Below are 12,285 nucleotides of genomic sequence, written 5' to 3'. Positions count from 1 at the left end.
TAAACATCAATAATATTTTAGGCTTGAAGTTAATTCTTCAAGCCTTTTTTTATAACTTGTTTTACCAAACAGATATAATTATGGCTCAAAATAAAACAACAGAAAACGAGAATAGTGTAACTAATTTCCTCAACGCAATTGATGATGAGACCAAACGTAATGATGCTTTTAGCTTGGTTAGTTTATTCGAAGAATTATCATCCTTTAAGGCAAAAATGTGGGGAACTGCAATAATTGGTTTTGGCACTTATCATTACAAATACGAAAGCGGTCGCGAAGGCGATGCACCAATAGTTGGCTTTTCACCAAGAAAAGATGCTTTTGCACTTTACCTATCTTCGGAATTTCCAGACCGAGAACTGCTCTTATCTCAATTTGGAAAACATAAAACCGGTAAAGCCTGTATTTACGTTAAAAAACTTAGTGACGTTAATTCGGATATTTTAAAAAAGATGATTGAAAACTCACTAATTGATACCGGAGAAAGACGTTGCTAATCTATTCATAAGCCTATAAAAATGTAAATTAGCGGTTACGCAACAAGGGCTTATTTATTAAATTCGCATATTTGGTTATTCAATCGAATAAACTTAACTAACCCTAATTATGATAAAAAAACTACACCTCTATTTTTTAATAGCAGGCGCATGTGTTTCTTTAAATACTGCTGCGCAGGATGCTGTTAGCTATCAAACACCACCAAAAGAAATCGCCGATTTATTGCTTGCAAAACCAACGCCTGGCGTAAGCATTGATGATAAAGCAGAATGGATTTTATTCAGCGAAAGAAATTCTTACCCTTCGGTAGAAGAATTGGCGATGCCGGAATATCGTATTGCCGGAATGCGTTTAAACCCGAATAATTACGCTCCAAGTCGTCAAAACTACATCAATAACTTTTCGGTTAAAAACATTAAAACAGATAAAACTTTCCCAATTACTGGTTTGCCAACACCATTATATGCAGGAAACATCAGCTGGAATCCTGCTCAAAACAAAATTGCTTTTACCAACACTACTCAAAAAGGTGTTGATTTATACATTATTGATTTAGCTACAAAAAAAGCCACCAAAACCAATAAAGCATTTTTAAATACTGTTTTAGGTAGTGGTTTAACTTGGTTAAACGATAACACGATTGTGTACAGAGCAGTTACCAAGCCTGCAAGCGCAGCTCCGGTAAAACCATTAATGCCAAAAGGACCAACTGTTCAGCAAAATTTAGGCAAGGCAGCGCCTAGTCCAACTTACCAGGATTTAATTAAATCTCCATTCGATGAGCAACTTTTCGAATTTTATGGTACTTCTCAATTGGTAAAAAACACCGCAGGTTTAGAAACACCGATTGGCAAACCTGCAATTTATGGTTCGGTAAGTTTATCTCCTGATAAAACCTATATGTTGGTAGAAACCATCCGCAAACCATTTTCTTATTTAGTAACTGCCGGAGGATTTCCATCAACAATGACGATTACAGATTTAACCGGAAAAGCCGTTAAAGTTTTGGCAGAACTTCCATCAGCAGAAGGTACACCTTCAGGTTATGACAATACACAAAATGTACCTCGTGGTTTTAGCTGGAGAGATGATGAACCTGCAACTATTACCTGGGCAAAACCACTAGATAGTGGATTGATTAAGAAAAATGTTCCATTTCATGATGCTGTTTACGCTTTAAGCGCACCATTTACTGGAACAGAAAAAGAGCTTTTCAAAACCGAAACCCGTTACCGTGGTGTACAATGGGGTAATGCTAATTTAGCTTTGGTTATGGAAGGTTTACGTAGTAAGCAGACAAATAAAGTAAGCATTTACAATCCATCAACAGGAAAACTTGAAGAACTTTACACTCGTAATCAAACTGATGCTTATGGTAATCCAGGTTCTCCGGTTACTACCAAAAACAAATATGGTCGTTCGGTAATTCATTTAGTAGATAATGGCACAAAATTATTAATGAATAATGTTGTGGGTTCATCAGAAAAAGGAGATTTACCTTTCCTTGCGAAATTTGATTTAGCTACAAAAAAGAATGAAATTATCTGGCGTAGCGCAGAAGGAACTTACGAATATGTTAGTGATGTTATCGATGCAGATAAACTTATTTTATTAACGCGTAAGGAAAGTCAGAAGCTGGTTCCAAACTATTACATTAAAAATTTAGTGTTACGCATAGCGGATAGACCGGTAACTTCCTTTGGAAATCCTTATCCTTCTTTAGATGGAATTACGAAAGAAAAAATATCTTACAAACGTGCCGATGGCGTAGATTTAACGGGTGATTTATATTTACCAAAAGGTTACAACAAAGAAAAAGACGGACCACTTCCGGCAGTAATCTGGGCTTATCCTCGTGAGTTTAACTCAGCTACTGATGCAGCCCAAATTCGTGGTTCTAAAGATAGGTTTACTACAATTTCTTGGGGTTCACCGATTTACTGGGTAACTCGTGGTTATGCAGTTTTAGATAATGCAGAAATGCCAATTGTTGCTAAAGATGGCAAAAAACCTAATGATACTTTTGTTGACCAGTTAAGTTTAAACGCAGAAGCTGCGATTAATAAATTATCTGATTTAGGTGTTGGTGATAGAAAACGTATGGCCGTTGGTGGACATAGCTATGGCGCATTCATGACTGCCAATTTATTAGCGCACACCAATTTATTTGCAGCAGGAATTGCAAGAAGCGGTGCATACAACCGTACTTTAACACCATTTGGTTTCCAAAACGAGGATAGAACGTATTGGCAAGCACCTCAAATGTATTATGAAATGAGTCCGTTTAGTTATGCAGATAAAATTAAAACACCACTATTATTAATTCATGGTGATTCTGATGATAACACTGGTACCTACCCGATTAACAGCGAACGTTTATTTGCAGCGATTAAAGGTTTAGGCGGTACGGTTCGATTTGTTTTTATGCCTTTCGAAGCACACGGATATCGAGGTAAAGAAAATATTCTTCACGTACTTTGGGAGCAAGACCAATGGCTTGAAAAATATGTAAAAAACAAGAAATAAAATAAGTTATTGTTTTATAAATGCCCCGAAAAAATCGGGGCATTTATTTTTTACAGCGTTCGCTATCCTTAATTGTATTGTCTATTTTTACATTCCCAATTAACCACATAAAATTATCCGCTTCAGTTATTATGGCTTATATAGATTACTATAAAGTTCTCGAGATTAAAAAAGATGCATCGGCAGACGAAATAAAAAAAGCTTACCGAAAATTAGCCAGAAAATACCATCCGGATGTAAACGCCAATAACGAAGAAGCGAAGCAAAAATTTCAGCAAATTAATGAGGCAAATGAAGTTTTAAGTGACCCAGAAAAAAGGAAAAAGTATGACCAATACGGTCAAAACTGGCAACATGCAGATGCTTTTGGCGGACAGCAACAACGTCAATCTCAAAGTCGTGGAAGAGGCGGTTTTTCGGGTTTTGGTGGAGAAGATTTCTCTGATTTTTTTTCGTCAATGTTTGGAGGTGGTGGTTCGAGAAGTAGCTCACGTTCTCCATTTAAAGGACAGGATTACACATCAGAGCTAAATCTAGATTTGCTTGATGCTTACACCACACATAAGCAAACATTAACTGTAAATGGCAAGCAAGTCCGTATTACCATCCCGGCAGGTGTAGAAAATGGGCAAAAGATAAAGTTACCAGGTTATGGCGCACCAGGACCAAACCATGGTCCGGCCGGAGATTTATTTATATCCTTTAACATTACCGAACATCCAAAATTTAAGCGTAAGGGCAACGATATTTACATAGATGAACACGTAGATTTATATACTGCAATATTGGGTGGAGAAAAAATTGTTGAAACCCTGAGTGGCAAAGTAAAACTTAATATCCCCGCAGGAACACAACCAGACACAACACTAAGATTAAAAGGTAAAGGCTTTCCTGTTTACAAAAAAGAGAATCAGTTTGGCGATTTATATATTAAATGGCAGATAAAAATTCCAAAAAACTTAAATACCGAGCAAAAAGAATTGTTTGAGAAATTATCCAAGCTCTAAATAGCTTTTAGTGAATGTTTTGTATTGAAATCTAAAAGAAGAATATCTTTTCTTAATTACAACATTATTTAAACTCAATCCTCAGCGGTAATTTCTATCATTCTATATTTAGTGCTAATAAAAAAACATTATTTTAATATTAGTTTACTAAATTGGTGCTTTAAAAATTATTACAATGAGCGAATCCTCGTCAAAATTTATAGAAAAAATAAAAGCATCTTACGCTCCTCAAGGCTCTTACATTTACCTTGGAGCAGGAATATTAGACGGAGAAGTTTATGGTGAAGCGGAAGTTAATTTATCATTAAAAATGATGAATAGACACGGATTAATTGCCGGAGCAACAGGAACCGGTAAAACCAGAACTTTACAATTATTAGCAGAACAACTTTCAGATGCCGGAGTTCCGGTTTTTATGCTTGATGTTAAAGGCGATTTATCGGGTTTGAATCAAGCAGGCAGTATAAATCCAAAAATTGGGGAAAGAGCAAAACAATTAAATAAACCTTTTGCTCCGACAGGTTTCCCAATAGAAGTTTATTCATTATCGGGTAAGTTAGGGGCACAAATGCGTGCTACAGTTTTAGAATTTGGACCAACCTTATTATCGAAAGTACTTGATTTAAACGATACCCAAAGTGGCGTTATGGCGGTAATTTTTAAATATGCCGACGATAATAAAATGCCAGTTATCGATTTAAACGACCTAAAGAAGCTACTTTCTTACCTATCTGAAGGTGCAGGTGCCAAAGAAATAAAAGATAGCTACGGCAGCATTTCTACAGCAACATCCGGCACAATTCTTCGAAAAATTGTTGCAATTGAACAACAAGGTTTGGCTGGAATGTTTGGCGAAAAATCTTTTGATGCAGATGATTTGTTTGAGCGTGTAGATGGCAAAGGTGTTATAAGCCTTTTAAATATCGCTGATGTTCAAAATCAACCTGTTTTATATTCGACTTTTCTATTAAGCTTATTAGCCGAATTATTTAACACTTTACCAGAAGTTGGCGATTTAGATAAACCCAAACTCGTTTTCTTTTTTGATGAAGCACATTTACTTTTTAATAACTCATCAAAAACGTTTTTAGAGCAAATTGAAACGATTATCCGTTTAATTCGCTCTAAGGGTGTAGGTGTATTTTTCTGTACGCAAGCACCAACCGATATTCCAGAAAGTGTATTGGGACAATTAGGTAATCGTGTTCAACACGCTTTGAGAGCATTTACACCGAACGATGTGGATGCATTGAAAAAAACTGTTAATACATATCCAAAATCTGATTTTTATCAAATTGATAAAGTGCTTACTTCTCTAGGAACGGGTCAGGCTTTAGTAACTGTATTGAACGAAAAAGGTATTCCTACAGAAGTTTCGGCTACAATGCTTACACCACCAAGAGCAGTAATGGGGCCGCTAACTGCTGCAGATTTTGACAAGTTAGTTACTGCAAGTAGCATGTATGGGAAGTATAAAGACACTATCGACCCGGAAAGTGCTTATGATATTCTAACAAAACGAATTAACGAACAAATTGCAGTAGAAGAACAGGTTAAGCAAGAGGCTGAAGCCAAAAAACAGGAAGAAATAGAAAGTAAACCACGACAGGGAGAAAAAAGTATAATTGAAAAAGTTATGGGCGCTACAATTACCCGTCAAATAGGTAAAGAAATTGTTCGTGGCTTATTTGGAATGCTAACCGGAAAGAAAACACGTACCAAAAGTGGCGGTGGCTTATTTGGATTTTAAATCTTAAACATTTAATATATATACTATGAAATTACTAATTATCGCTTTAACACTTATTTCAGGCTCAGCCATTGCCCAAGTTACCAGTCCAATGATTACAGATAGCCGAGGCGGGCTTATTGCAGCAAAACCTTACGGAGATGTAACAGGAACTCCATATTTATATAATTATTGGGCTAAAGGCACTGTAAAAACAACTAACGGGCAAGTTACAAGAGACATGTTTTTGAAATATGATGTGGTTTCAGAAAAATTGCTTTTTCAGACTTCTAAAGGAGATTCAATGTATTTTGCTGACCCGGTATTAGAGTTTGAAATCATGCCTTCCAATTCTACTTTACCAATAAAATTTACCAATGGATTTCCAAAGAGTGAAAATATATCTAGCCCAGGGTTTTTAGAAAATATTGCCGTTGGCAAAATTACTCTTTACAAAAAACATAATATTTCTACAGTTGAAAATAAAGCATATAGTGGAGCAATGAATAAAACCTTCAAGCCAACCTCAGCAACATATTACATACATAAAGATGCTAAGCTTAATAAAATAAGTCCTTCAAAAAAATCTGTTGTAAGTTTGGTTCCCACTAAAGAAAAAGAAATCACAGAATTTATCCAGCAAAATAATACCAATTTCAAAAATGATGGTGATTTAAAAAAATTATTTGATTTTATAAATCAGCTTAATTAAATGATTTACAGATTTTTATTTCTTTGTGTATTACTTGCTCCATTTTTAGCTAAAGCTCAGTATGAAATTCTTCCTTTTGGTGATGTAATCAGAACGCCAATTAAAGAAAAGAAATATACTGATGTGGAAGGCTCACCCTACTTGATAGATAAATGGTCGAAAGGAAAAGTTACGCTTAAAAACGGTAAACATTACCAATATGATTCTTTAAGATATGATTTAATGGAGGATAAATTGGTTTTTGTTGATGCAGGTAAAATGATGCACTTTGCGGAACCTGTTGCCGAATTTGAAATTAACGATGGTAAAACTGGTAATACTTTAATTTACAAGAATGGACTTCCGGCTGTCGATGCATTAAGCACATCATCGTTTTTTCAAATCATTAATCGTGGCAAAATAGGTTTGTACAAAAAAGTTAATAAATCTATCACTGAATCAAAACAATATGGCTCAGCAGTAGTTAATAAAACATTTAACACAACATATAGCTATTATTCACTTAAAAACGGAATTTTTAGTAAAATTGCACCAAATAAGAAATCAATTTTAGCTTTATTTGAGGATAAAGAAAATCAGCTTAATGAATATTTAAAAAATCAGAAGGTTGATTTTAAAAGTGATGCAGACTTAGAAAAAATTTTTACATACTCAAACAAATAAATCAAACGCCCTAGCTAATCAAAAAATTGATTAGCACAATTAAATAACAATATGAAACCTACTTTATTAATATTGGCTGCTGGGATGGCAAGCCGTTACGGAAGCATGAAGCAGATCGATGGTTTTGGTCCGAATGGAGAAACCATTATTGATTATTCTATTTATGATGCAATTAAAGCCGGATTTGGCAAAGTTGTATTTATCATCAAAGAAGAATTTGTAGAAAACTTTAAATCTATTTTTGAGCCAAAACTTAATGGTAAAATTGAAACTGATTATGTTTTTCAAAATTTTGATTTAAAGCAATTTGGTATAGAAGAAGAAATTTACAGAGAAAAACCTTGGGGAACTGCTCATGCAATTTTATCTGGCAGAAAAGTTGTTAAAGAACCGTTTTGCGTAATCAATGCTGATGATTATTATGGTTTTGATGCTTTTAAAAAAATGGTAGATTTCTTAAATGATGAAGCTAATGATAGCAATTTTTCTATCATTGGTTATGAGGTTGGTAAAACACTTTCAGAATTTGGTGCTGTATCTCGTGGGGTTTGTAAAGTAGATGATGCTGGTAATCTTGATGAAATTATTGAGCGTACCAAAGTTTACCCTAAAGATGGTAAAATCTATTACGAAGAAGATGGCGAAGAGTTTCCATTAAGTTTTGATACTCCTGTATCGATGAATTTCTGGGGTTTCACACCATCAGTATTTAATATTACTGAGAAATTATTTGTAGAATTTGCATTGGCAAACAAGGATAAACCTAAAGCTGAATTTTTTATTCCATTAATTGGCGAAAATTTAGTTAAAACTGGAGAAGCAACTTTCAAAGTTGTTCCAACATCTAACAAATGGTTTGGCGTAACTTATAAAGAAGATAAGCCTTACGTTCAGGATAGTATTGACCAATTGGTTAAAAACGGAACATATCCTGAAAAACTTTGGAATTAAGATTATTCCATTCTTTAAATTATGTAAAAGGTTCAGTTAAAATTAACTGAACCTTTTTTGTTATAGCTAATCGCTATTAAAACCAACCCAAAAGCTACGTCCTTTAACTTTAAACCCGACAGCAGCGGAAATACTTTTTGTTTGCAGTAACCTTCAATATAGTGTCATGCTGAGGCACGAAGCATCTGCAACCGATGAAACAGATGCTTCGTGCCTCAGCATGACAGAAGTTGAAAAGATTGTAGCGAATGGCGGGACTGCTGTTTCCGAAGTGTAATGAAACTTTGATTTTCATTTTTTTTTACCATATAAGGCAATGAGCTTAAAAGAACCTAAGGTTCCTTAAATGGTAAATTGTTTTGAAAAAAACATAATTAGCTACAGCTTTAGGATTGCTTCGTACCTCGCAATGACGAAAATGGTCAGGAAAGGCATTAAAGCAAAAAAGCGTTCCTGAACTTAATCAGAAACGCTTTCTATTTTTATCCTCCCAAGACTTCCGACTTAGGACTGAAGACTCAAGACTTATTTCTCTTCTTTCACTTCTTCGAAGTCAACATCAGTAACGTTATCACCGCCACCTTGAGGCTGACCATCAGCTTGTGGTTGCTCACCACCTTGAGGCTGACCGCCATCTTTGTACATTTCCTCAGATGCTGCATTCCATGCATTTTGCAATTCAGCCTGAGCTGCATCGATATCTGCGAAGTTACGAGATGCGTGTGCTGCTTTTAATTTCTCTAAACCAGCTTCGATTGGCGCTTTTTTATCAGCAGATAATTTCTCACCAAACTCTTTTAATTGTTTCTCAGTTGAGAAAATTAAAGCATCAGCACCATTGATTTTTTCAACTTCTTCTTTAGCTTTTGCATCAGCTTCTGCGTTTGCTTCAGCTTCTTGCTTCATTTTCTGAATCTCAGCGTCAGTTAAACCTGAAGAAGCTTCGATACGGATTTTTTGCTCTTTACCAGTTGCTTTATCTTTTGCACTTACGTGTAAAATACCGTTAGCATCAATATCAAAAGATACTTCTACTTGAGGCACACCACGAGGTGCTGGTGGAATACCATCTAAAATGAAACGACCAATTGTACGGTTTTGACCAGCCATTGGGCGCTCACCTTGTAAAATGTGGATTTCTACTGAAGGCTGGTTATCAGCTGCAGTTGAGAAAGTCTCAGATTTTTTAGTTGGGATAGTTGTGTTAGACTCGATTAATTTAGTCATTACACCACCCATAGTTTCGATACCTAATGATAATGGAGTAACATCTAATAATAATACATCTTTCACATCACCAGTTAAAACACCACCTTGAATAGCAGCACCAATTGCTACAACTTCATCAGGGTTAACACCTTTACTTGGCTCTTTACCGAAGAAAGCTTTAACAGCATCCTGAATTGCAGGAATACGAGTTGAACCACCAACTAAGATAATTTCGTCGATATCGCTTGTGCTTAAACCAGCATTTTTTAATGCAGATTTACATGGGTCGATAGTACGTTTAATTAAGCTATCAGCTAATTGCTCAAATTTAGCACGAGTTAAAGTACGTACTAAGTGTTTCGGGCCGCTAGCATCAGCAGTAATGTATGGCAAATTAATTTCAGTAGAAGTTGTGCTAGATAACTCGATTTTAGCTTTCTCAGCAGCTTCTTTTAAACGTTGTAACGCCATCGGATCTTTTGCAAGGTCCATGCTGTTTTCGTTTTTAAACTCTTCTGTTAACCAATCGATAATTACGTGGTCAAAGTCATCACCACCTAAGTGAGTATCACCATCAGTAGATTTTACTTCGAAAACGCCATCACCTAATTCTAAAACAGAAACGTCATGCGTACCACCACCACAGTCAAACACAACAATTTTCATGTCTTTGTGTGCTTTATCTAAACCATAAGCTAAAGCAGCTGCAGTTGGCTCGTTAATAATACGTTTTACATTTAAACCAGCAATTTCGCCAGCTTCTTTCGTAGCCTGACGTTGTGCATCGTTAAAATAAGCCGGTACGGTAATAACCGCCTCAGTAACTTCTTGACCCAAGAAATCTTCAGCAGTTTTTTTCATTTTCTGCAAAATCATTGCAGAAATTTCTTGTGGAGTATATTTTCTGTCGTCGATTTCAACACGTGGTGTGTTGTTATCGCCTTTAATAACTTTATAAGGTACGCGTCCAGCTTCTTTAGCACTTTCGTCGTAGCTGTTACCCATAAAGCGTTTAACCGAATAAATCGTTTTTGTTGGGTTAGTTATAGCCTGACGTTTAGCCGGCTCGCCAACCTTACGTTCACCGTTTTCTGCAAAAGCAACAATAGACGGTGTAGTACGTTTACCCTCACTGTTCGCAATAACTACAGGCTCGTTGCCCTCCATTACGCTCACGCAAGAGTTTGTTGTTCCTAAGTCTATTCCAATAATTTTTCCCATTGTATTTTGTATTTTCTCTTTTTTAAAGTATTGTAATTTCCTCGTATTAAACAATGCTTGTGCCAATTGGTTTTTGGCAGAAAATAAGGACAAAAGACTGATAAAATGTAAAAAAACCTGATGAATATGACTGACAGCATGACAGAAAGAAGACTAAGCTGAAAGATTAAAGTTCAAAGTCGAAGGGCTAAAGCCATTAATTTATTTCTTTGAAAATGGAAGTTCGAATCTCTTCGGGAACACCCGTCCCGCTGTCCGCTTTACTTCGTTGCCATCGGGTTTATTAACAAAGTTTATAGCTTTTGGAAAGAAAACTATATCCCATAAAAACCACCCCCGCCTCCCGAATATTCGGGATAGACTCTCCTTGAAAATAAGGAGGGGAGTTGGACATTGCAGAAACCAAATTTCTACTAAAGAATGTAAATCACAAACTTTTCAAAGCTGCGAGAATCGGCCTTAGAAGATTTGGAAGTAAAGACCAATAAATCTTTGGCGAAGTTTCATTAATACAACCACTGAAATAAGAAATCCTACGAGTGTTGCACCAACTTTCAAACTGTACAAACTTTAACACAGCTTAGGATTACGCCTAAAGATTTGTTGAGGATTTGCAACAAAGCTTCTCAAGCCTTGATTTTTGCTCCACTTTTTATCAAGAAAAAGTGGAAAAACCTGTCTGGCTAAGACAAAAAAAAAACCTTTAAAACCAACAGCAAAGAATAACCTAAATTAATTGTATCTTCAATCTTAAAACCAAACTAAATGCAATTAGTCGCACAAATCATAATCGGCTTAGTAGCCGCAATTCACATCTACATTTTATGGCTCGAAATGTTCGCATGGACTACTAAAGCACCTAAAGTTTTTAAAACCATACCAAAAGAATTATTTGCGCCAACTAAAACACTTGCGGCAAATCAAGGATTATATAACGGTTTCTTAGCGGCTGGTTTAATCTGGTCTTTGTTAATTGAGGATCATCATTGGAGATTTTATGTAGCGATTTTCTTTTTAACCTGTGTAATCATCGCCGGAATTTACGGAGCAGCTACCGCCAGTAAAAGGATTCTTTACGTACAATCAATTCCTGCTTTAGTCGCATTAATATTATTGCATGTGAAATAAATAAAAGCATGAGAAGTTTTACAATCCTCATTACCCTATTTATTATTTTCAGTTTTAAAACAACCTCAAATAACAAAATAAGCGTAGCAAAAATCAACGAAGCTTTTGCCTTTTGCAAGAAGAATAACATGGATACCGCTCTTTGTATTATGGTAGACATGAGCATCCATTCGGGCAAAAACAGAATCTTTGTTTACGATTTTAAGAAAAAACAAATCACCATCGAGGGCCTTTGCGCTCATGGTGTAGGTGGCGGAAGTACCGCAATCAAGCCTGTATTTAGCAACGCTGTTGGCAGTAACTGTACCTCTTTAGGAAAATACAAAGTTAAAGGTCGCTCATACAGCAATTGGGGAATTAATGTTCATTATAAAATGCATGGACTGGAAAAAACAAACAGCAATGCCTTTAGGCGTATTGTGGTTTTGCACTCTTACACTCCCGTTCCTAATCAGGAAATTTATCCTCAAACACTTTTCGGACAAAGTGCAGGTTGTCCAGTTTTATCAGATGGAACAATGAGAAAAATTGATGAACTTTTAAAAAAGAAGAAAAAGCCGGTATTGCTTTGGATTTACACTTATTCTAAAAAAATGAAGTTGAATGCAACCGCATTGACTTAAAAATCTTAGTATCTTTCG

The 12,285-nt window shown here is 35.7% G+C and carries 10 protein-coding genes; 9 read left to right on the top strand and 1 reads right to left on the bottom strand.

What is annotated here, in order from left to right; all coding sequences use genetic code 11:
• Positions 1-80: 80 nt before the first annotated feature.
• The 7 genes from ACO05K_RS00350 (at position 81) to ACO05K_RS00320 (ending at position 8,086) form a co-directional block, all read left to right on the top strand.
• Positions 81-497, top strand: a complete 417-nt coding sequence (locus tag ACO05K_RS00350) for a DUF1801 domain-containing protein (RefSeq protein ID WP_421942487.1) — start codon at positions 81-83, stop codon at positions 495-497.
• 109 nt (positions 498-606) lie between these two features.
• Positions 607-3,024, top strand: a complete 2,418-nt coding sequence (locus ACO05K_RS00345) for an alpha/beta hydrolase family protein (RefSeq protein ID WP_421942486.1) — start codon at positions 607-609, stop codon at positions 3,022-3,024.
• Positions 3,025-3,155: 131 nt separating this feature from the next.
• Positions 3,156-4,031, top strand: coding sequence for a DnaJ C-terminal domain-containing protein (locus ACO05K_RS00340; protein ID WP_421942485.1), 876 nt, complete (start codon positions 3,156-3,158; stop codon positions 4,029-4,031).
• 175 nt (positions 4,032-4,206) lie between these two features.
• Positions 4,207-5,781, top strand: coding sequence for a helicase HerA-like domain-containing protein (locus ACO05K_RS00335; RefSeq protein WP_421942484.1), 1,575 nt, complete (start codon positions 4,207-4,209; stop codon positions 5,779-5,781).
• Between the two features lie 25 nt (positions 5,782-5,806).
• On the top strand, positions 5,807-6,472 hold the full coding sequence (locus ACO05K_RS00330; protein WP_421942483.1) for a hypothetical protein: 666 nt from the start codon (positions 5,807-5,809) through the stop codon (positions 6,470-6,472).
• Entirely contained in the window at positions 6,473-7,135 is a 663-nt protein-coding gene (locus tag ACO05K_RS00325) for a hypothetical protein (RefSeq protein WP_421942482.1), read from the top strand.
• A gap of 51 nt (positions 7,136-7,186) precedes the next feature.
• On the top strand, positions 7,187-8,086 hold the full coding sequence (locus ACO05K_RS00320) for a nucleotidyltransferase family protein (RefSeq protein WP_421942481.1): 900 nt from the start codon (positions 7,187-7,189) through the stop codon (positions 8,084-8,086).
• A 525-nt stretch (positions 8,087-8,611) separates the two neighbouring features.
• Here ACO05K_RS00320 and dnaK read toward each other — a convergent pair.
• A complete protein-coding gene (dnaK, locus tag ACO05K_RS00315; RefSeq protein WP_421942480.1) occupies positions 8,612-10,516 on the bottom strand; it encodes a molecular chaperone DnaK in 1,905 nt (634 codons plus the stop codon).
• Between the two features lie 765 nt (positions 10,517-11,281).
• Here dnaK and ACO05K_RS00310 point away from each other — a divergent pair.
• Together ACO05K_RS00310 and ACO05K_RS00305 are read left to right on the top strand one after the other, a co-directional pair.
• A complete protein-coding gene (locus ACO05K_RS00310) occupies positions 11,282-11,644 on the top strand; it encodes a DUF1304 domain-containing protein (RefSeq protein ID WP_421942479.1) in 363 nt (120 codons plus the stop codon).
• 8 nt (positions 11,645-11,652) lie between these two features.
• Positions 11,653-12,267 (top strand): murein L,D-transpeptidase catalytic domain-containing protein, encoded by a 615-nt coding sequence (locus ACO05K_RS00305; RefSeq protein WP_421942478.1) that lies wholly within the window; start codon positions 11,653-11,655, stop codon positions 12,265-12,267.
• Positions 12,268-12,285: the final 18 nt, after the last annotated feature.

It is taken from the genome of Pedobacter sp. (assembly GCF_965227205.1).
In the GTDB taxonomy this organism is placed as follows: domain Bacteria; phylum Bacteroidota; class Bacteroidia; order Sphingobacteriales; family Sphingobacteriaceae; genus Pedobacter.
The sequence above is the reverse complement of the archived record's forward strand: the minus strand, read 5'-3'. Positions and strand labels throughout refer to the sequence as shown.

Coding starts and splice junctions, on each gene's coding strand:
- ACO05K_RS00350 (WP_421942487.1), top strand. CDS start 81: ATGGCTCAAAATAAAACAACAGAAAACGAGAATAGTGTAACTAATTTC.
- ACO05K_RS00335 (WP_421942484.1), top strand. CDS start 4,207: ATGAGCGAATCCTCGTCAAAATTTATAGAAAAAATAAAAGCATCTTAC.
- ACO05K_RS00330 (WP_421942483.1), top strand. CDS start 5,807: ATGAAATTACTAATTATCGCTTTAACACTTATTTCAGGCTCAGCCATT.
- ACO05K_RS00325 (WP_421942482.1), top strand. CDS start 6,473: ATGATTTACAGATTTTTATTTCTTTGTGTATTACTTGCTCCATTTTTA.
- ACO05K_RS00305 (WP_421942478.1), top strand. CDS start 11,653: ATGAGAAGTTTTACAATCCTCATTACCCTATTTATTATTTTCAGTTTT.
- ACO05K_RS00320 (WP_421942481.1), top strand. CDS start 7,187: ATGAAACCTACTTTATTAATATTGGCTGCTGGGATGGCAAGCCGTTAC.
- dnaK (WP_421942480.1), bottom strand. CDS start 10,516: ATGGGAAAAATTATTGGAATAGACTTAGGAACAACAAACTCTTGCGTG.
- ACO05K_RS00345 (WP_421942486.1), top strand. CDS start 607: ATGATAAAAAAACTACACCTCTATTTTTTAATAGCAGGCGCATGTGTT.
- ACO05K_RS00310 (WP_421942479.1), top strand. CDS start 11,282: ATGCAATTAGTCGCACAAATCATAATCGGCTTAGTAGCCGCAATTCAC.
- ACO05K_RS00340 (WP_421942485.1), top strand. CDS start 3,156: ATGGCTTATATAGATTACTATAAAGTTCTCGAGATTAAAAAAGATGCA.